General features: G+C 63.4%; 12 protein-coding genes. 8 read left to right on the top strand and 4 right to left on the bottom strand.

Annotation, left to right across the window (positions count from 1 at the left end; translation table 11 throughout):
- Window positions 1–5 precede the first annotated feature (5 nt).
- Together KIT10_07275 and KIT10_07270 are read left to right on the top strand one after the other, a co-directional pair.
- Window positions 6–1880 (top strand): gliding motility-associated C-terminal domain-containing protein, encoded by a 1875-nt coding sequence (locus tag KIT10_07275; GenBank protein MCW5899056.1) that lies wholly within the window; start codon window positions 6–8, stop codon window positions 1878–1880.
- Window positions 1881–1960: 80 nt separating this feature from the next.
- On the top strand, window positions 1961–4573 hold the full coding sequence (locus KIT10_07270; protein MCW5899055.1) for a PKD domain-containing protein: 2613 nt from the start codon (window positions 1961–1963) through the stop codon (window positions 4571–4573).
- A gap of 4 nt (window positions 4574–4577) precedes the next feature.
- Here KIT10_07270 and KIT10_07265 read toward each other — a convergent pair whose 3' ends face one another.
- Both KIT10_07265 and KIT10_07260 read right to left on the bottom strand, forming a co-directional pair.
- Window positions 4578–5027 (bottom strand): GNAT family N-acetyltransferase, encoded by a 450-nt coding sequence (locus KIT10_07265; protein ID MCW5899054.1) that lies wholly within the window; start codon window positions 5025–5027, stop codon window positions 4578–4580.
- Window positions 5024–8155 carry a UvrD-helicase domain-containing protein gene (locus KIT10_07260; GenBank protein MCW5899053.1) on the bottom strand — a complete coding sequence of 1044 codons (3132 nt, stop codon included), beginning with the start codon at window positions 8153–8155 and terminating at the stop codon, window positions 5024–5026. Before KIT10_07260 ends, KIT10_07265 begins: the two co-directional genes overlap by 4 nt.
- A 282-nt stretch (window positions 8156–8437) precedes the next feature.
- Here KIT10_07260 and KIT10_07255 point away from each other — a divergent pair, with 282 nt between their 5' ends.
- From KIT10_07255 to KIT10_07245, 3 genes are read left to right on the top strand one after another with little or no spacing between them, the layout of a single operon-like run.
- A complete protein-coding gene (locus KIT10_07255; protein ID MCW5899052.1) occupies window positions 8438–9091 on the top strand; it encodes a hypothetical protein in 654 nt (217 codons plus the stop codon).
- Window positions 9088–10098, top strand: a complete 1011-nt coding sequence (locus KIT10_07250) for a cytochrome-c peroxidase (protein ID MCW5899051.1) — start codon at window positions 9088–9090, stop codon at window positions 10096–10098. Before KIT10_07255 ends, KIT10_07250 begins: the two co-directional genes overlap by 4 nt.
- Window positions 10098–11219, top strand: coding sequence for a cytochrome-c peroxidase (locus tag KIT10_07245; GenBank protein ID MCW5899050.1), 1122 nt, complete (start codon window positions 10098–10100; stop codon window positions 11217–11219). The genes KIT10_07250 and KIT10_07245 overlap by 1 nt, the downstream gene beginning before the upstream one ends.
- Before the next feature lie 3 nt (window positions 11220–11222).
- Here the strand turns inward: KIT10_07245 and KIT10_07240 are convergent, their stop codons facing one another.
- Window positions 11223–12719, bottom strand: coding sequence for an NAD(P)/FAD-dependent oxidoreductase (locus KIT10_07240; protein ID MCW5899049.1), 1497 nt, complete (start codon window positions 12717–12719; stop codon window positions 11223–11225).
- Window positions 12720–12918: 199 nt separating this feature from the next.
- Between KIT10_07240 and KIT10_07235 the strand changes: the two genes are divergently transcribed.
- The 3 genes from KIT10_07235 to KIT10_07225 are packed head-to-tail and all read left to right on the top strand — an operon-like array spanning window position 12919 to window position 20018.
- Window positions 12919–17436 carry a PKD domain-containing protein gene (locus KIT10_07235; GenBank protein ID MCW5899048.1) on the top strand — a complete coding sequence of 1506 codons (4518 nt, stop codon included), beginning with the start codon at window positions 12919–12921 and terminating at the stop codon, window positions 17434–17436.
- Window positions 17437–17452: 16 nt separating this feature from the next.
- A complete protein-coding gene (locus tag KIT10_07230) occupies window positions 17453–19024 on the top strand; it encodes a PD40 domain-containing protein (GenBank protein MCW5899047.1) in 1572 nt (523 codons plus the stop codon).
- Window positions 19017–20018, top strand: a complete 1002-nt coding sequence (locus tag KIT10_07225; protein ID MCW5899046.1) for a type IX secretion system membrane protein PorP/SprF — start codon at window positions 19017–19019, stop codon at window positions 20016–20018. Before KIT10_07230 ends, KIT10_07225 begins: the two co-directional genes overlap by 8 nt.
- Window positions 20019–20087: 69 nt before the next feature.
- Here the strand turns inward: KIT10_07225 and KIT10_07220 are convergent, their stop codons facing one another.
- The gene (locus tag KIT10_07220) at window positions 20088–21995 is read right to left on the bottom strand and encodes an ABC-F family ATP-binding cassette domain-containing protein (GenBank protein ID MCW5899045.1); all 1908 of its coding nucleotides are present in this window, start codon (window positions 21993–21995) and stop codon (window positions 20088–20090) included.
- Between the last annotated feature and the right edge of the window lie 32 nt (window positions 21996–22027).

Here is a 22027-nt window from a genome sequence, read left to right as displayed (position 1 = left end):
GCCGCATGACCAGCATGCGGATCCGCTCGTTCTTTTGGCTTTCACTCGCCTTGGCCACCCCTCTCCGGGCCGAGCACATCATTGGCGGGGAGATCTACTACGACCACCTGGGCAACAACAACTACCAGGTGACGCTGACGCTCTACCGCGATTGCAACGGCCCGGGCGCTCCCTTCGACAATTTCGGGAACATCACGGTATTCGGGGGCAATGGCAGTTTCGTGAGCCTCGTAGGTGTCCCCTATGCCGGGAGCACTTTCATCCCGGTGGTACTGGATACGCCCTGTTTGACCCTGCCACCCAACCTGTGCGTGGAGACCACTTCCTACATCACCATTCTCAACCTGCCCCCCAGACCGGATGGCTACGTGATCTCCTTTCAGCGCTGTTGCCGCAAACCCCAGATCATCAACTTGGTGAACCCGGGCGCTGTGGGGCAGACCTGCACGGTCACCGTCCCTGGAACAGGCGCTGAAGTGAACAGCTCCCCACGCTTCAACGACCTGCCTCCGGTGGCGATCTGCCTCAATGAACCGCTCGTGTTCGACCATTCGGCGACGGACCCCGATGGTGACCAGCTCGAGTATTCGCTCGTCACCCCCTTCACCGGTGGCAGCCAGGCCACGCCCTATCCGGCCCAGTCCGCGCCGCCGCCATACATCCAGGTGCCCTGGGGGCCGGGCTACTCGGAGAGCTACCAGATCGCCTCCAACCCCGCCATCGCGGTCGATCCGGTCACGGGGCAACTCACCTTTACCCCCACGCTGATCGGGGATTTCGTGGTGGCGATCGCGGCGAAGGAGTACCGCAACGGTCAGCTCCTGTCGGTGGTGATCCGGGATTTCCTTTTCTCGGTGGTGCCCTGCGATGCCACGGTCACCGCCGCCATAGCGCCGCAGACCGAATTCTGTACCGGCAACCTGACCGTGCAACCTGTGAACACGGGTATTGGCGGGCAGTTCTTCCATTGGGATTTCGGTGATCCCGCCACGGAAGCGGACACCTCGAACCTGGCCGCGCCCTCCTGGACCTATGCCGCTCCGGGCACGTACACCATCACCTTGATCGTGAACCCGGGCACGGTATGCGCCGACACGGCCACGGCGGTCTATGCGCTCTATCCGACACCGGCGCCATTCTTCGAGGTACCCGAGCCCAGTTGCGGCCCGATCGAGGTGTTGTTCACGGCGGAGGGCACGTTCGGTGCAGGCGCCACGGTGAATTGGTCCTTCGGGCCGGGTGCCACACCACCCCAGGCCACCGGTAACCCGGCGCAGGCGGCCTTCGGCACCAATGGTGTTCAACCGGTCACGGTCACCGTGTCGGAGAACGGCTGCACGGGCACCTACACCGCCTCGGTCATTTCCCACCCGCAGCCCACGGCCTTTTTCACCTTCGAGCCGCCATCGCCGCAGCCAGCCGGCGCGAATGTCTTCTTCACCAATGGCAGCCAGGGCAACGGAGCGTCCATCACGGGGCTGGCCTGGTGGCTGGACAACAATCTGGCGCAGCAGGGTGGTGGTACCTGGGACTGGTTGGGTGCCACACCCGGCACACACACGATCACCCTGGTGGTGACCACCGCGGACGGGTGTACGGACAGCTACTCGATCACTTACGTCATCATTCCGGAGGACATCGAGATCCCCAACGTGTTCACGCCGAACGGTGACGGCCTCAACGACAGCTTCACGATCGTGAATGTGCAGTACTACGAGAATGAGCTGACCATCTACAACCGCTGGGGGCAGTCGGTATTCGCGACGAGCAACTATGCCAACCAATGGCGGGCTGTGGGTGTTCCTGATGGTACCTATTACTATGTGCTGAAGCTGGGCGATGGAAGGGAGTTCACCGGTCACGTCACCTTTTTGCGCTGAACCGGGGATCGTTCGGAACGGAACGGGCCTTGGACAGCACCGGGCAACCGGAAGGCCTATCTTCAGGTCGTGAACCTGTCATGGGCAGCCGTCTCCTCACCCTCCTGCTGACCGCGGCCTGTGTCACTGGCCTGCAGGGTGCCCACATCATCGGCGGGGAGATCTACTACGACCACCTGGGCAACAACAACTACCAGGTCCACCTGAAGCTGTATCGCGACTGCGGCCCGGGCATCACCGGCTTCGATGCCAATGTCACCATCGGGATCTTCAATGCCAATGGAGGCCTGCATTCCACGTTGAGCATCCCTTTTCCCGGCGAGATCCAGATCCCCATCGTGGTGGGCAATCCCTGCCTCCAGGCGCCCCCCAATCTGTGCATCGCCACCACCACCTATTCCACCGTGGTGAGCCTGCCCCCCACACCCGGGGGCTACACGCTCACCTACCAGCGTTGCTGCCGGGTGCCGGCCATCCTCAACCTGGTGAACCCCGGTGCGCAGGGCCTCACCTGCACGGTGAAGATCCCCGGTACGCCCAACAGCCAGAACAGCAGCGCGCGTTTCGACAACTATCCGCCCATTGTGCTGTGTGTGGGTGAGCAACTGGTCTTCGATCACGGTGCCAGCGATCCGGATGGCGATGAACTGGTGTACGAGTTGTGCACGCCGTACCACGGCGGCAGCCAGTTCGATCCGGCACCGTTTCCGGCAGCGCCTCCTTACGCCTTCGTGCCTTGGGCGGCCGGCTACAACGTGAACAACCAGATCAATTCCAACCCGGCCATGACCGTGAACGCCGACAACGGCATCCTCACGGTGACGCCCACGCAGATCGGCTTCTACGCCGTGGGGGTCTGTGTGAAGGAGTACCGCAACGGCGTGCTGTTGAGTGAAGGCCGCCGCGATTTCATGTTCGTGGTGGTGGTATGCGACGCCAACATCGTTTCCGTGGTGGCGGGGCAGCCATCGGGCGCGGCTTGCCTGGGTCTTACACAGACCTTCGGCAACAACAGTGTCAACGGCCAGTTCTTCTTCTGGGACTTCGGCGATCCCACCACGCTGGCCGACACCTCGAACCTGGCCACACCCACCTACACCTATCCCGCACCGGGCAGCTATACCGTCACACTCATCGCCAACCCCGGCTGGCCGTGCGCCGATACTAGCACCTCGGTGTACAGCGTGTTCCTGCCACTCGACCCGGTCTTTGAGCCCCCGGAGGCCTTGTGTGGGGCCTCCATGACCGAACTCACCGCCACGGGCAATTTCACCGGTGCGGCAACGGTGACCTGGAACCTCGGCCCCACGGCCACGCCATCCATGGCGCAAGGCGCAATTGTGGACGTCACCTTCCAACCGATCGGAACTCAGGACGTGACGGTGACAGTGAGCGAGAACGGCTGCACGGAGAGCTTCACCGGCCAGGTCTCGGTGTTTCCGATTCCTGTGGCGGCGATCGGGGAACAGACCACTTTCTGTACGGGACTCACGATGCAATTCACCAACGAGAGCCAGGGCGCATCCGGCTACCTCTGGGACTTCGGCGATCCCAGCAGCGCCAATGACAACTCCACCGCCACGAACCCCAATTGGACCTACGGGCAGACCGGCACCTACACGGTAACGCTCACCGCCGATCCCAATGGACCCTGCCCGAACAGCACCACGGCGGTCTTCGATGTTTACACGGACATCCCGATCTCCTTCGCGGAGCCGCCCATCGCCTGCCCGGGCCAGCCGGTGGTCTTCACCGCGCAGGGCAACTTCGGGGCGGGCACCCAGTTCGTATGGAACTTCGGCTCGGGCATGCCTGCCGCCGGCACCGGGGTCACGGCCAGTTCAAGCTTTGCGGAGGTGGGTGTGCACGAGGTGACCGTGGATGTGGAAGCGAACGGATGCGAGGGCAGCTATACCGGAACGGTGGAGATACATCCCTTCCCTGTGGCCGACTTCACAAGCGAAAGCCAGGCCTGCGTAGGGGCTTGGTTCGCCTTCACCGATCTCAGTGAAGCCCTCACGCCCATGGCGTACCTGTGGGACTTTGGCGACGGGAATACTTCCACGGCGAGCGATCCGGTGCACCAATACCAGGCGCCGGGCAGCTACACGGTGACGCTCACCGTGAATACGACCATGGGCTGCATCGCCAGCGATACGCGCATCCGGCCGGACCAGGTGGTGGTCTATCCGAACCCCATCGCGGCCTTCACCGCCCTGCCCAATGAGGTGAGCGTATTCGATCCCGTGGTGTCAATAGAGGACTTCGCCTACGATGCGGTGAGTTGGTACTACACGGTGGATGGACAGACGTACAACTCGCCCACCTTCACACATTTCTTTTCCGATGGCGGGCAGTACGAGATCTGGCAGTATGTGGTCTCGCCCAACGGCTGTCCGGACAGCACCCTGCGCATGGTCTATGTCTCGGACCATATCTTCTGGGCGCCGAACGCCTTCACGCCCGATGACGACGAGGTGAACGAGGTGTGGCTGCCCACGGTGATCGGTGCGCGTTTCTACGAGTTGATGATCCACGACCGCTGGGGCCGGCTGGTGTTCAGCACCGACGATCCGAAGCAGGGCTGGAATGGCGCCGACCATCCGCAGGGCGTGTATGTCTACACGGCGCGCATCAAGGAATGGGGCGCATATAGCAAGGAGTACCAAGGGCACTTCTCGCTGCTGCGCTGATCCCTCACGCGGGCAGCAGCATGTCCACGTGTGCTATGCCGTCCCAGTCGTAGTCCTGTCCTTGTCTTTCGAAGCCCAGCCCGGCATAGAACGCTTCGAGATAGGTCTGGGCGGAGACCGCGATGGGCACCTGTCCGAAGCGTTCGCGCACGGCTTCGATGGAACGTAGCATGAGCTCACGTGCCAGTCCATGTCCACGCGCATCGGCGCGCACCACCACACGTCCGATGTGCGGATGACCGTTCCCGTCGGGCGGCAGGATGCGGGCATAGGCCACCAGCCCGCCGATATCATCGCGGCCGAGCAGATGCAGGGCTTCGGGATCGCGTCCATCCACTTCGGCGTAGGCGCAACGTTGCTCCACCACGAACACGTCCGTGCGCAAGCGAAGCACTTCGTGCAGGCCATGCACGCCAAGACTTTCGATATCGCCGAGGGACCAATGGATGCTCATGGCGAAACGGGAACGAGTTCTCTTTCGGTGATATAGAGCAGCGCACCTTCCACGCCGGCATGCCCCATGGCGCCGAGGTGCCGCATGTATTCGCGCACCTGCTCGTGGTGCCTGTCGCTGCGCCGTCCCGTCTTGATGTCCAGCACGCGCAAGCGATCGCCTTCCCGCACCACCCGATCGGGCCGCAGGGCTTTGCCCTCGGCAGTGATGAGCGTGGCCTCGTTGCGCACCTGCAACCCGGCCCCGAACCAGTTGAGCATGGCCGGAGCGGCGAGTATTTCCTTTAGCTGGCTGGCCAGTGCGTCGGGTTCCGACGGGGCCAGTTCACCGCGCCCTACGGCCTGCGCCAGAGCGGCTTCCACATCATCGGCGGTGATGATGCGCGCGAGGATGGCGTGCACCACTTCGCCATGCCGGCGTTGGGCGTCGGCGGCCAGGGGATCTTGCGGGTCCCATTCCTCCGGTGCTTCAAAGCGGATCGCCAGGGAGGGCATGCCGTCCAGGCCGCCCGCATCCTGCAGCATGTCCGCCTGGGTACCATCATCTTCCTCCCATGGCGGCATTCGCTGCCCGATCTCCAGCACGCCATCCCGGCCATGTTCATCCATGTGGGCGAGCACGCCCTTGTTCAGGACGTCGGCGCCACGCTCCGGCACCAGCAGGTGCAGCCGTTGCACCGCGCGCGTACAGGCCACATAGAGCAGGTTGAGGGCATCCAGTCCGCGCATGGCATGTTCCTCCTCGATCTCAGGCAGCCCCGCTTCCGATAACGGCTTTGTGTCGCGCACCAGCGCCACAGGCAATTCCGGTATTGATACGCCGGGCCGCACCCAGAGCCGCTCCGCTTGTCTTGGCGAGGAACCCATTGTGCTGTCCGCCAAGATCACCACCGGGAATTCCAACCCTTTGGACTTGTGCACGGTCATCACCTGCACAGCGCGGCCATGCGCGGGAACCGCGACGGAGCGCTGCCCACCGGCACGTTCCCAATGGTCCAGGAAACCGCCGATGTCCTGTCCATGTCGCGTGGCGTATTGGTGCGCTTCATCGAGCAGGGTGAGCATTTGCGCATCGGTGGCCGGGCTGATGCCATGCGCACGGGCCAGTTGCGCGATGAGTGCGGTGAGTGTGGTGCGGAGGCGCGGCGATCCATGGGAGATCAGCCAACGTCGGAGCCGAGCGGCCGGGTCTTTCTGTCCGGCATCGCCAGCGAAGGGTTCCACGAACAGGTCGTCGCTGGCGGCCAGCAGTCTCGCCTGGCCTTGGATCACTCGTGCGGCCAGGGCCTGTTCCCCGGCATGGAGGAAGCGGAGCAGATCGATGATCAGGTTGATGACCGGGTCGCCGCCGAGCCGGAGCCCATCCGGTGAAATGACAGCGTGGCCTTGCGCCACCATATGTTTGGCGACGGATCTTCCCTGCGATCCGGTGCGGACCAGCACGGCGATGTCACCCGGCGCGAAGCCATCATCCAGCGCCATCTGTACCTGGCGCAACATGTGGTCCAGCATGGCCCTTTCCCTTCCATCGCCGGTCGCGTCGGCTGGCAGGCGCTCCAGGCGCACGTAGCCTTCCCGTTGCTGTACCACACGCTGCCCATGGTCCGCATAGATGGCGCGCAACTCTTCAGGAAGACCCTCCTGCAGCCGGGCGAAAAGCGTGTTGTTGAAGTGCACTATGGTGGAGGCCGAGCGGTAGTTGTGGTCCAGTGGTGGGGTCGGCTGGTAGTACCGCTTCAGGGTCGCTTCGCGCTCGGCCTCGGCCTCGTCCGCGGGGTCGCGTCCGAAGACGCGGGGCAGGTCGCGGAAGAGCCGCACTTCGCCGTTGCGCCAGCGGTAGATCGCCTGCTTGGCATCGCCCACCAGCAATGCGCTGCCGCCGGTGGAGAGCGCTTCATGGATCAAGGGCAGCAAGGAACCCCACTGCAGCAGTGAGGTGTCCTGGAACTCATCGATGAGGTAGTGCCTGTATCGCGCGCCGAGGCGTTCGTGGATGAAGGGCGCCGGCTCACCCCGCACCACCTCGGCCACTTTGCGTGTGAGGTCGCTGAAAAAGGTGACACCCTCCTCGAGTTTGGCCTTCTCCAGTTGCTCTCCCAGAGCGCATAGCGCATAGGCGGTGACGAGTTCCCGGGCCACCGCATCGCGCAGGAGGAACGTTCGATACCCTGCATCGCGAAGTTCCAACGCGCGGTGGAAGAGTTCCGTCAGGTCGCCCGACAGTGTCTCCAACGCACGCTTCGCTGCAGGCTGGGCCTTGGCGCTGTGCCACACGCCGGTCTCCAACGGCTTCAAGGTGTTCCTGCCCGGTTCGTCCCACTTGACATCGAGCAGGTTGAGTTTGCGGAACCAGCCATGGATACCATTCGTGCCGTGGGCCATGTCCTCGGCCGTGACACCGGCTTTCTGGAGAAGCTCCAAGGCCTCGCGGCCCACTGCCTGCACCTGCTTGCGAAAGCCCGCCACCTGTTCGCGCAACCGCCGCGCCAGCCGTTGTACCGCCTCGGCGTCCATGGCGCCGAGTTCCGCCAGGGGCCGGATGGCATCCTCGCGAAAGAGTTGCTTGCCCAGTTCGCGCAAGGGCGGTTCTGGGTCCCAGCCCTTTTCATCGTCGAGCAACTGCAGGCAGGCGTCCGAGAGCAGGCCCGTTAGGTTGGGTTCCACGCCCGCCTGCGCGACCAATTGCTCCACGGCGTGGCCGAGGTAGTGGTCCGTTTCGGTGGTCATGCGCAGGTCGTGGTCCAGCCGCAGGTCGCGCGCGAAGGGCTTCACCACCCGGCGCGTGAAGGCGTCGATGGTGCTGATGGACACATCTCCCCAATGGTGAAGCATGTGGCCCAGGGTCGCTTCCGCTCGCCGGGCCAACGTGACCGCATCGCACTTCGCGGCGTGGGTCAGGCTGGTCATCACATCCTCCAGTTGCTTGTTGCCGGTGTCCTGCGCCGCCAGGGCCTTGAGGTAGCGCAGCACGCGCGCGCGCATTTCCGCCGCGGCCTTGTTGGTGAAGGTGAGGGCCAGCACATGGCGATAGGCGGCTGGGTCATCGCCCGAAAGGCAATGCCTCAGGTAATGTTTCACCAGCGCGTGGGTCTTCCCGGCGCCGGCACCGCTGTGCAGGAGGGTGAACATCGCGGGGAAGATAGCCCTGGCGTGATGCGTGTCACCCTTCCCCCGGTCGATGGCGCCGTACCTTTGATCATGTGCTCTTGGGGCGCCGGTTTTCTTCCTGCCGATCGAACTTCGGGCAGGGATGGGGCGTCTTGCATGGGAATGGGATCGATGCGCATCAGCCGATACATCATCGCTGCCGGGGTGGCCCTGGCTTTGGCCGGTTGTCGGGTGGATCCGCCCGTACCACCGATGCCACCGGTGGCACCTCCCGTTGACACCACGGTCTTGGACCAAGGCACGTTGCGCATCACGCTCGTAGCCACCTGGGATGGGCAGCCCTTCCAGCGGTTCACCGAGTACCGCGACCACAATGACTATCGCGTGACGGTGGAACTGCTGAAGATGTACTTCGGCGATGTGCGGCTGATCGCCGGTGACGACACCCTGGCGGTGAAGGATGTGGACCTTTTCGTTTTCGACAACGGGCCGGTTAGCCTGGAGTGGACAGTGGCAACGGGCACTTGGGCGAAACTTCGGGCGGGCCTCGGTGTGCCGGAGGAGTTGAACTATGCCGATCCGGCCAACTATGGTCCGGGCCACCCGCTGAGCGTGAGCAACGGCACCTACTGGACCTGGGCCACAGGCTATCGCTATGTGATGTTCGAGGGCCGCTACGACACCGATCCACAAGGCACCGGACCATTGATCGCCTCCTATTCCATCCACCCGGGCATGGAACCCAGCTACGTCGAGTTCGAGTTGCAGCCTGGTGCTGGGATCGTGGTGGAACCCGGGCAGGTGACAGAATTGGTGGTGGGCGTGGCGGTCGAAGGATTCCTCCACACGGACCAGTACAGCATCGATCTGGCCACAGAGAACAGCGCGCACGGCAACAACCTGCCGCTGCAATGGAAACTGGTGAACAACGTGGTGGCCAGCTTTTCGGTGGAATGAGGACGTCCGCGTACATCGCCTTGCTCGCACTGCTGTTGGTGTCCTGCCGCCGCGACCTGGATACCATGCCGCAGGATGGCGACACGCCTTTCGCGCTCCAGTTGCCGGTGGGCTTTCCGTGGCCTGGAACGCCCCCGGACAATCCGCTGACGACGGCCTCCGTGCAGCTGGGCAAGGCGCTCTTCTTCGATCCCCGCTTGTCGCGCGATGGCACCATCAGTTGCGCGAGTTGCCACTTGCCAGAGAAGGCCTTCAGCGATGTGACGGCGGTGAGCACGGGCATCGAAGGGCGCCTGGGTGAGCGCAACTCTCCAGGCCTGGCCAATGTGGGCTATCACTCGAGCTTCTTCCGCGATGGCGGCGTGCCCACCCTGGAGCAGCAGGCCATAGCACCGATCCATGACCCGAAGGAGATGGACCACGACATCCATGCGGCCGCGGCCCTGCTGCGCGATGTGGAGCCCTATGCCAGGCTGAGCCAGGTGGCCTATGGCAAGCCGATGAATGGCTGGGTGATCACCCGGGCACTGGCCAACTACCAGAGGACGCTGATCAGTGGCTGGTCTCGCTGGGACCGTTACATGCAAGGCGAGTCAGAAGCACTTACGCCTTCGGAGGCGCGCGGTTGGCTGCTCTTCAACAGCCCCTCCACCGGCTGCCGTGAATGCCATTCGGACTTCGACCTCAGCGACCATGACTTCCATAACATCGGCCTGTACCAGGTCTACGCCGATCCCGGCCGTGCGCGCATCACGCTGGATGCCGCCGATGAGGGGAAGTTCAAGACCCCTTCGCTGCGCAACGTGGCCCTGACCGCACCTTACATGCACGACGGATCCATGGCCACGTTGAATGAGGTCATCAGCCACTATGTTTCAGGCGGCGAGGCCCACCCGAATCTGAGCCATCTCATGCACAGTCTCAACCTGACCGCGAAGGACAGGACCGACCTGATCAACTTCCTGCACGCCTTGACCGACGAACGCGATATCGACCAGGTACCATGATGAAGCTGCGGAACATCGCCCTGCTTGGCCTGGGAATCCTGGTGCTGGCCCAAACGTCCTGCCGCCGACCCGATCCGGACGATCCCGCCCCCCCGGGACCGGGCGGACACCAGCCCACGCCGTATACGCTGCAGATACCGGCGAACTTCCCGCCCATGCCCATCCCGCCGGACAATCCGTTGACGGTGGAGGGCGTGAAGCTGGGGCGGCACCTGTTCCATGAGAACCGCCTCTCCGGCGACAACACCATGAGTTGTGCCAGCTGCCATGCGCAGTCCATCGCCTTTACGGACAGCGATCGCTTCAGCACTGGCATACAGGGCCTGCAGGGCACACGCAACAGCATGGCCCTGCAGAATCTGGGCTGGGAGAACCGCTTCTTCTGGGATGGCCGTGCGCTCACCTTGGAGCAGCAGATCTTCTTCCCGGTGCCCGATCCGATCGAGATGCACCAGAGCTGGCCCGCCACCGTGGCCAAGTTGCAGGACGATGCCGCCTACCGGGACCTTTTCAGCAAAGCCTTCGGCACCACCACCATCGACTCGGTGCTGGTGAGCAAGGCCATCGCCCAGTTCCTGCGCACCATGATCAGCGGCAACTCCAAGTTCGACCGATTCATGCGCGGCGAGGAGTTGCTCACCATCGAGGAGCAGCTCGGTTTCCAGCTCACGCTTCTGGAGGGCGGTGATCCGGCCCTGGGGTTGGGTGGGCAGTGGGGCGCGGATTGTTTCCATTGCCACCCGCATGGCGGTGGACGCTTCACCGATGGCATCCTGCGCAACAACGGCCTGGATCCCGAAGGCGCTTGGGCGGATCTGGGGCTCGGTGGTGTCACCGGTCTGCCGCAGGACAATGGCAAGTTCAAGACCCCCAGCCTGCGCAATGTGGCCTTGACGGCACCTTACATGCACGATGGACGCTTTGAGACGCTGCAGCAGGTGATCGACCACTACAACAGCGGTGGCCACCCCAGCACCACCATTGACCCGAACATGAAGTACACACAGGGCGGGTTGTCCCTCACGCCTGAGAAAAAAGCCCAGTTGATCGCCTTCCTGCACACGCTCACGGACCAGGATTTCTTGACGGACGATCGCTTCAGCGATCCGGGGCCACCGTAGCCATCACGCGGCCACCAGTCCTTCCACGGCGGGCGACCAGGCATAGCAGCGCATGCGGTCGCCGAAGACCTGTGGCTTGAAGATGGACCGGCCGAGGAGCATGCGGGCACATTCCTGCACGCCTTCAGTGATGCTCGGGTGCGGATGTACCAGGCAGGCGAGTTCCTCGATGGGTGTGCCCAGACGCATCATCAGTGCCACCGCTTGGATGGCGCTGGAGGCGTGTTCCCCCACGGCGCGCATGCCCAGCACACGCATCTGGTCGTCATTGGTCACCAGCAGTTTGAAGAAGCCCTTGGTGCGGCGCATGGCGATAGCGCGTGCCAGGCAGGAGTAGTCGATCCGCGCCAGGCGATAGGGTATGCCCCGTTGGCGGCACTCCTGCTCGTTGAGGCCGACCCCGGCCACTTCGGGGTCGAGGAACATGATGGTGCTGACATTGTCGTTCTTCACCTCGCTGGAGGTGCCTCCCGCGATGGCGGCCACCACGCGGCGGGCCTGCATCTCACCCAGGTTCACCAGCATGTTCTTTCCGGTGGCGTCGCCCACCACATGCAGGTGGGGCAGGCTGGTGGCGTTGTCCTGGATCAAGGGCATGCCCGTCATGGGATCGAGGGCGGCACCGGTGTTCTCCCAGCCGAGTCCCTCCAGGTTGGGGATGCGCCCAACGGAGAGCAGGGCTTTTTCCACGCGTACCGTTTCGGTGCGGCCTTCGGGATAGGAGAGGAGGTATTCCACCTCACCGTCCATCACGGCGATGCGTTCCAACTTGGCGCTGCGGTGGATGATGGCACCCTTGCGCTCGAGGTTCTTGGCGATGAGCTCGGACACGTCCTCGTCCTCGAAAGGCAGGATGCGTTCCGCACGGTCGATCAAATGGACGCGCGTGCCACCCAGGTTGGAGAAGATGGTGGCGAACTCGCAGCCGATGACACCGGCGCCGATGATGACGATGCTCGCGGGCTGCTCTTCCAGTTGGAAGATGCCGTCGCTGGTGAGGATGTGCTTCTCGTCGGCAGGGATGTTGGGCAGCACACGGGGGCGGCTGCCGGTGGCCACGATGATATGGTCCGCGGATACATCGGTGAGCTGCGAGCCGCGCTTGATGCTCACGGTATGCGGGCCGGTGAGATGGGCCAGCCCGCGTTCGTGCCGGAATTCGCCCAGGCCCTCGGCCCGTCCTTGCGCGGCGAGCAGCTGCATGTGGCAGGCATGGAGGTACTTGCGCTCGAAGGTGGCCTCATTCAAGGTCTTCTGGATCTCATTCCAGCCCAGCCGGAATGGTTCCCGGCCCCGGGTACGCATCAATTCGTTGGTGCTTGATACGCGCTGGGCGATCTCCCAGAGCGTCTTGCTGGTCAACGCGCCATTGTAGATGCCCGTACCGCCCACCCGGTCGCGCTCCACCATCATCACCTTCAGGCCCAGGTCCAGGCCGCGCATGGCGGCCGCGTATCCTGCGGGTCCGCCACCGATGACACAGAGGTTGAAATGCTGCATGCCGGGGTGCTGTGCTGCGCGATCGGGTGCGCGTCGAGCCGGTTCATACGCGATCGCAGGACGTGGGTTCCCGAGGGTGGTCATCGGTGTCCGCTGGTGATCGGTCAGGCCGATCGGGTGCTTTGGTCGGATCGTGAGGGCACCCGGTATCCTTTGCCTGTGGCGGGTCGTAGCAGGTCGCGTGATGGGAAAGCATTGGATGGACACGCGCAGGGCCCTGGCCACCCTATCGGTGGTGGCCCTGCTGGGTGGTGCCCAGGCCCAATGCCCGCTGCTCTACGACTATTACGGGGTGCCTTCGCCCACGCCCCAGTGGTACAGCTGTTCCGGCACCAATTTCACCCTGCTCATCGCCACGCCCCAGACCGTGGGTGCCTACACCATCGACTGGGGGGATGGCAGCCCCCTGCACAATGGCGCGGCCCTGATGCCGCCCATGTCGGTGAGCCATGTGTACCCCGCCGCCGTGGCCACCTACACCATCACGTTCACGGAGACCGCCACCGGCTGCGTCGTAACCGGTACGCTCACCATGGAGCAGAGCACCAGCGCCTCCATCCAGATCCCCGTGGGCGGACTCACCCAGGTGTGCGCCCCGCATCCGGTGGACTTCATCAACAGCAGCACCAACGTTTCGCCCAACACGGTCTTCACCTGGGACTTCGGCGACGGTTCACCGCCACTCACCTTCGACCACACCAACTGGCTGCAGACCATCACCCACATGTACGAGCAGGGCACGGTGGACTGTGAGACCACTGTGACGCTCACCGCGCAGAACACCTGCAACATGCTGCAGGGCGGCGCCAGTGTGGCCACCTTCAATCCCATCCGCATCTGGGACATCGACGATGCGGCGATCACCCCCAGTGCCACGCTGCTTTGCTGGCCGGACAATGAGGTCACCTACCTGAACACCACCTACCGCAACTGTTTCCAGCAGGGCAATATCTTCCAGCGCTTCGAGTACTGGAATTTCGGCGACTACTGGGGCTTGGGGCAGGATTCCATCATCGACTGGACGCCCTGGCCACCAACCTTCCCCTACACGATCGCCTACCCGGGCATCGGCACCTATGAGGTGATGCTGTTGGACAGCAACTATTGTGGCATCGACACGGCCTTCATCCAGATCACCATCGTGCCGCCGCCCACCGTGTCGCTCACGGCGAACCCCACGACCATCTGCGCGGGTGGAACGGTCTACTTCACGCCCATCACGAATGGAGGGGCGAACCACTTCCAATGGAACTTCGGTACGGGCATGGGCTGGCAGAACACCGGCGCTGGTGGCCAGGCCTTCACCTACCAAGTGCCGGGCGTGTACGAAGCGTCCTATGCCGCGAGCATCCAAGGCGCCACGGCGGGCTGCGCGGATACCGCGAGCGTGACCATCACCGTGCTGCCCAGTCCCACGGCAGCGTTCACCGTGGACAACGATGCGGCGTGCGACCAGCTCACCGTGGCCTTCACCAACCTTTCGGTGAACGGCACCGCATTCCTGTGGAATTTCGGCAACGGCAACACCAGCGACCTGGAGGAACCGCCACCGCAGGACTACACGAGTCCGGGCACCTATACCATCACCCTGACGGTGACCAACGAGGAAGGCTGTACCGCCACGGCGGCGCAGCAGGTGCACGTGTTCCAACCACCGCAGGTGACCATTGGCGCGCAGAACGTCTGTCTCGGCTCGCCCTCACAGTTCATGGACCTCTCGTTGACCGAACCCGGCAACCCCATCGTCGCCTGGGCATGGGACCTGGGTGATGGCACCAACAGCGACCAACCCGCACCGACGCACACTTATGGCACCGCGGGCGACTACACGGTGACGCTCACGGCCACCACAGCCTATTGCTCCGGCACGGGCAGCCTGCCGATACAGGTACAAGCCCCACCGGTGGCCGCCTTCACGCCGGATGTGACCTATGGCTGCTCGCCCATGACGGTGACCTTCACAAACAACAGCACCGGCGCTTCACAGGCGGTCTGGGCCTTCGGCAACGGCGCGGGCACCAGCACCTGGGACGCGTCCTACACCTACCTCAACACGGGTTCGGCGGACACCACCTTCACCGTGCAGCTCGTGGTCGCCACCGCGTTCGGCTGCAACGACACCACCAGCGTGGACATCACCGTGGCGCCGATGGTCAATGCGCTCTTCACCCACAACGGCCAGCCGGGCTGCGCGCCCATGGCGGTGACCTTCACCAACAACAGCACGGGTGCGAGCAGCTTTTTCTGGGACTTTGGTGACGGCAACACCAGTACGGCCGTGTCGCCCCAGCACACCTATGTGAACGACACCTATTTCCTCGACATCCACACGGTGACCCTGGTGGCCACATCGCCGGCGGGATGCAGCGACACGGCGACCATGAACATCATGGTCTATCCCACACCGGACTTCACCTTCGTGGCCACGCCAGACAGCGGGTGCAGCCCCCTCACGGTGACCTTTCCCTCGGTGGTGGGCGCGGTGACCTACCAATGGGACTTCGGAGATGGCGCCTCGGGCAGCGGTCCCAGCCCCACGCACACCTTCTTCAACAGCACCACCAACAACATGGTCTATGTGGTGACCATGGTGGGCGCCAACGCCTTCGGTTGCACGGACACGGCCACCACACAGATCGTGGTGTTCCCGAACCCCACCGCGCAATTCACCGTGGCCGAGCCGGTCGGTTGCCATGCCTTCACCACGCAGCTGATCAACGGATCCACCGGTGCGGACATGTTCAGTTGGAGCTATGGTGATGGACTCAACTCCACCGTGGACAGCGCGATCCACAGCCACACTTGGAACAATTTCGCCGGCCCCGGCACGGTGACCTATCCGATCACGCTCACCGCCACCACCACACAGGGCTGCACGAGCACGGCCACCGCCCAGGTGCAGGTGCATCCTGCCGTCACTGCGGCATTCGTGGCACCCGATACGGGTTGCGCACCGCTCACCGTGCCCTTCATCAATGTCAGCAGCGGTGCCACGGCCTACCAGTGGTATTTCGGCGACGGCCAGTTCAGTGCGGAGACCTCACCCACGCATGTCTATCAGAACCAGGGTCTGAACGAAGTCTCCTTCACCGCCACCCTGGTCGCCACATCCTCCTTCGGTTGCAGCGATACCACCGCGGCCGTGATACACACCTGGCCGCAACCCCTTGCACAGTTCATTCCGTCCGCGCAGGCGGGTTGCACGCCGTTGACGGTGGACTTTCAGGACCTTTCGATCGGCGCGGCGCAAATGCTTTGGAACTTCGGTGATGGCCAATCGCAGACCACCGCGCCGGGCAATGTCACACACATTTACTCCAACACGAGCAACGAGCCGGTGACCTACGACCCGGTGCTGGTCGCCACCTCCATCCACGGGTGCACGGACACCACGCAGAGCAGCATCGAGGTCTATCCGCCGGTCGTGGCCGCCTTCACCATGGACACGGTGGGTTGTTCCCCCCTGACCGTGCAGATCGCCAACAACAGCACGGGCGCCAACAGCTACATGTGGAGCATGGGCGAAGGCACCGTCTTCGTCACGGAGGAGCCGGTCTTCACCTACGTGAACACCACTCTGGCGCCACAGGTGTACACCATCACGCTTACCGCCACTTCCCCCTATGGCTGTGCCAGTGTCATGACGCAGGATGTGCATGTGCATCCCACGCCCTTCGCCGCGTTCCAGGCCACGCCCTTCATCCAGCAGTTCCCTGACGCCACGGTGAACATCAACAACAACAGCAACAACGGGCCCTGGACCTATGCCTGGGATCTCGGCGATGGCAACACCTCCACGGGGCAGAACCCAGGCTCGCACACCTATGGAAGCTGGGGACAGTACACGATCACCCTGGTGGTGAGCGGCGCTTATTGCAGCGATACGGTGACGCAGGTGGTGGAGATCCTGCCTCCGCTGCCCAACGCCAGCTTCATCGGATCGGGTGAGGGCTGTGTGCCGCTCACAGTGGCTTTCACGAACACCTCCTTTGGTGGCTTCACCTACCAGTGGAACTTCGGCGATGGCGGTACGAGCGTCGCGGAGAGCCCGACCTACACCTACAATACGCCCGGTACCTACACGGTCACGCTCACGGCCTTCGGCTTCGAGGGCGGTGTACACACCATCTCCAAGGTGGACAGTGTGGTGGTGCACCCGCGCGCCATCGCCTACTTCGTGCTGCAGCCCACCGAGGTGGTGGTACCCAGTCAGCCGGTGTTCACGTACAACCTCTCCGGCAATGCCACCAGTTGGTTCTGGGACTTCGGCGACGGGACCACCTACACCACCTTCAATCCGATCCACTACTACCAGCAGGCGGGCCAGTTCGACGTGATGCTCATCGCCAACAACCAATGGAACTGCCCGGACACCTTCCTGCTGGAGAGTGCCGTCACCACGCGCGTTTCGGGCGATATCCAGTTCCCGAACGCCTTCACGCCCAACGGTTCGGGACCGGGCGATGGCAGCTACGACGCCAACGCCTATGACAACGATGTGTTCTTCCCGGTGTACGAGGGCGTGGAGGCCTATCGCCTGGAGATCTTCAACCGCTGGGGCGAGCTGCTCTTCGTCTCCCAGGATGTCCGCAAGGGATGGGACGGCTGGTACCGCGGCCAGCCCGCCAAGCAGGATGTCTATGTCTGGAAATGCTTCGCGCGCTTCAGCGATGGCCGTGAGACCATCCTGAAAGGCGATGTCACCCTCTTACGCTGAGACCATGATGCGACACTTGATACTCATCCTTTTCATCACCACCACCATGGCGGCATATGCCCAGCGCAACTACAAGCGCGTGCACAACCGCATGCTGGACGAGGCCAAATTGATGATGAACAATGGGTACTATGAGGAGGCCACCAAGATCTACAAGCGGTTGCTCCCGATGGACAGCGGCTTCGCGGAGGTGTTCCACGAGATGGGAGTCTGCCTGGTGAACATCCCCGGGCAGAAGGAGAAGTCGGTGCCACACTTCGAGCATGCCATGCGGCTGGGGCATTTGGAGTCCTTCTATGAACTGGGACTCGCGCGCCATCGCCAGCAGCGCTTCGATGAATCCGTGGACCTGCTGCGTAGCTACAAGCAACTTCATGGGCGCGCGGTGCGCGACGCCGAGGTGGACCACCGCATCGGCCATGCCGTCAACGCCAAGGCCCTGGTGCGCGAACCGATCGACGTGCGCATCCGGAACCTGGGTCCCATGGTAAACTCGCCCGCGCACGATTACTGTCCGCTGGTGACTGCGGACGGCAACACGATGTACTTCACCTCACGCCGGCGCGGCACCACGGGCGAACGCAAGGACGGCAGCGGCCAATGGTTCGAGGACATCTGGATGGCGCGGCGGATCGACGACGAGTGGACCAACGCGGTGAATGTGCGCGGACCGCTGAACACCGCCATGCACGACGCCACGGTGGGCCTGAGCCCGGACGGGCGGTCGATGATCATCTATCGTACGCATCCCAACCTGGTGAGCGGCGACCTGTATGGCTCGGAGTACACGAACGGCAAATGGACCGAGCCGATGCTGCTCACGGACCGCATCAACTCCAAGCACCACGAACCCAGCGCGAGCATCGCGCCCGGCGGCGATGAGATCTATTTCACGAGCGACCGGCCCGGAGGCTACGGCGGACGGGACATCTACCGCATCAGGCGCCTGCCGAACGGGCAATGGAGCCTGCCGCTGAACCTGGGACCCAATGTGAACACCGCGCATGATGAGGACGCGCCCTTCATCCACAGCGATGGCGTCACGCTCTTCTTCAGCAGCAAGGGCCACAACAGCATGGGCGGTTACGACATCTTCAAGACCGTGCTCACCGATCCCGACATGAACGGCTGGAGCATCCCGGAGAACATGGGCTATCCATTGAACACGGTGAATGACGACATCTACTTCTGCCTGAGCGAGGACGGCCTCACCGGCTGGTTCTCCTCCGAACGCCCTGGCGGACTTGGGATGCAGGACATCTACCAGGTGGAGTTCCCCGGCAGCCAGCTGGACTATCTGGTGGTGCGCGGCGTCGTGACCGATACCGCCGAGGAACCGGTGAAGGCCCGCATCGTGGTGACCGACCCGAAGAGCGAGGAACTGCAGGGCGTGTACAACAGCAACGAGCGCACCGGCCGCTATCTGCTGGTGCTCACCCCGGGCATGCGCTACAGCCTCACCGTGGAGGCGCCGGGCTTCGCCACGCGCAGCATGGAGTTGCACGCGCGCACCATCAACGGCACGCGGGAGCTTCCCATGGACATCCTGCTCACGCGCGGGGAACAAAGCCTCACCAGGCATGATTGAACGCCACGTTGGCACGGTGCTCTGCTGCCTGTCCGCCCTGGCGCTCCATGCGCAGGACGCGCAGTTCACGCAGTTCTATGCCGTGCCCACGTACATCAGCCCGGCCTTCGTGGGCACGGGTCTCCAGACCAGATTCGGCCTGGCCTACCGCGACCAATGGCCGAGCATGCCGGGCAGCTTCGTCACGGGCAACTTCGCCTTCGACCACTACATGCCCGAGGTGAACAGCGGCATCGGCCTGCTGGTGAACCACGACAAGGCCGGCAGTGGTGGTCTGCGCTACACTAGCGTCACAGCGCAGTACGCCTACGAGATCGAACTCAAGCGCAAGGTCTTCCTACGCCCGGCGCTGCAGTTCGGCTGGGTGAACCATGCGGTGGACTACTCGCGGCTCGTTTTCGGCGACCAGCTTGTGCGCGGTGGTGATGTGGGCACCTTCGAGTCCTACAACGGCCACAGCGTTTCCTACACCGACATGGGCACGGGCCTGCTCTTCTTCACCCCGAAGATGTGGCTGGGGGTGGCCATGCACCACCTGAACCGGCCGAACCAATCGCTGCTGTATGGTGAGGCGCGCATACCGCGCCGCTTCAGCATGCACGGCGGCTACCGCACCGAGCTTCGGAGCCCGGTGATCCGCGAGCATGCGCAGAGCATCGTGTTCGCCTTCAACTACAGGGCACAGGAGAAGTACGACCAGCTGGATATCGGCGCCTACTTCGAGCGGCAGCCCTTCTTCGCCGGGCTGTGGTACCGGGGGCTACCGTTGTTGAAGCGTTACGAGCAGGCCTACATGAACAACGACGCGGTCGCGGTGCTCGTGGGGGTCATCGTCAACGATCTGCGCATCGGCTACAGCCATGATGTGACGATCTCCCGGTTGGCCGGTCATTCCGGTGGTGCGCATGAACTGACGCTGGGCTATGAGCTGGCGCAGCAGCACAAGAAACGCTCGATGTCCAAGCGGCGCATCGTGCCCTGCGCCAAGTTCTGACCAGGGGCCGCTGGTGCTTGTAGGTCGCGGGTTCGGACCTTGGTTCGCGCCAATGGTCCGCGACGATCTTCAACCTGCCCGCTCACTCAATTCCAACCACCGGTCCGTCATCCGGTCCAGGTCCTTGATGATGCGCTCCAGTTCGATGGACTTCTCCATCATGGCGTGGTGGTCGGTGCCGCCGGCGGAGAGGATCGCCAGCAGTTCGGCCTTGCGTTTCTCCAATCCGGGCAGGTCCTTGTCGATGCGCTGCAGTTCCAGGCGCTCCGCGTAGGTGAGCTTCTTCTTCGGGGTCACCGTTGTGCTCTTCGCTGAAGGGGCTTCCGCGCGAGTCTCCGGGGCACGTTCGGGCGCGGTCTTTTTCGGCCTTGCGGCATTCGCCTTCTGGATCTCCCGCAGATCGGTGTAGCTGCCCACCCACTCCTTGATCCTGCCTTCGCCCTCGAAGACCAGCAGTTTCGTGCAGAGCTTGTCCATGAAGAAGCGGTCGTGGCTCACGATGAGCAGGCAGGCATCGAGGTCCATGAGGAAATCCTCCAGTGCGTTGAGCGTGGGGATGTCCAGGTCATTGGTCGGCTCGTCGAGGATCAGCACGTTCGGATTGCGCATCAGCACGGTGCAGAGGTGGAGCCGCCGCCGTTCGCCGCCACTGAGGGTGCTCGCGTATTGGAACTGTTGCTCTTTGTCGAAGAGGAAGCGCTCCAAAAGCTGTGAGGCGGTCATCGTGCGGCCCTTGTTCAGGGGGATCACGTCGGCGATGTCGCGCACCACCTCGATGATGCGCTGGTCCTCCTTCAGTCGCAGGCCCTGCTGCCCGAAAGTGCCGAGCGCCACGGTCTCCCCGATGGTGACCTTGCCCATATCGGGTTCGATGTGCTTGGTGAGCAGGTCGATGAAGGTGCTCTTGCCTATGCCGTTGGGTCCCACGATGCCGATGCGGTCGCCTTTCTTGATGGAGTAGTTGAAGTGCGCTACGATCGGCTTGTACCTGTCGCCATCCTCCGGCTTGCCGAAGGCCTTGGTGAGGTTGCGGGCTTCGATCACCTTGCCGCCCAGGCGGTCGGTCTTCACCTCCAGCTTCACATCCTCCTTGTCGAAGCGGCGCGTCGCCTGGGCCTTGATGTCCTCGAACTTGTCCAGCCGGCTCTTGCTCTTGGTGCCACGCGCGCGGGGCATCTTGCGCACCCATTCCAGTTCACGCTTCATCAAGCCACGCAGGTGGTGCTGGGTGGCATCGCGCACCTCATCCAGCAGCGCCTTCTTCTCCACGTAGTAGGAGTAGTTGCCATTGAAGCGGGTGATGACCCCGCCTTCCAGTTCGATGATCTCATCGCAGACGTTGTCCAGGAAGTAACGGTCGTGGGTGACGAGCAGGAGGGTGAGACCCTGGGTGGACAACTCCTCCTCGAGCTGCTCGATCATGGGCAGGTCCAGGTGGTTGGTGGGTTCGTCCAGGATCAGCAGATCGGGCAGGTCGATCAGCACCTTGGCCATGGCCAGGCGTTTCTGCTGGCCGCCGCTGAGGGTGTTCACGGGCTGCTCCATGTCGCGCAGCCCGAAGCGGTGCAGCAGTCCCTTGGCGCGTGCCTCATGGTCCCAGGCGTGCAACTCCTCCATGCGGTCTATGGCCTGCTGCAGGGCCTTGCCGCCGAGTCCCTGCGCCACGGCGTGCTCATAGGCGCGTATGGCGGCGGAGACCGGATCGTCGCGGTCCAGCATCTCATCCACCACACTGCGGGCGGAGGTCATTTGGACGTGCTGGTCCAGGTAGCCTGTGCGGATGCCCTTGTTGAAGGTGACGATGCCCGCATCCGGGGTCTCCACTCCGGCGATGCACTTCAGCAGGGTGCTCTTGCCGCTGCCGTTGCGCGCCACGATGGCCGTCTTCTGCCCCTTCTCCAACCCGAAGGAGAGATCCTGGAAGAGCTGGCGGGGGCCGTAGTGCTTGGCGAGGCGTTCGACGGAGAGCAGGTTCATGCAAGGCTGCCGGAGAAGGCGGGTGCGAAGAT

This window comes from Flavobacteriales bacterium, from assembly GCA_026129465.1.
Classification (GTDB): Bacteria; Bacteroidota; Bacteroidia; order Flavobacteriales_F; family PHOS-HE28; genus PHOS-HE28.
This window is presented reverse-complemented; position numbering and strand designations above follow the sequence as displayed.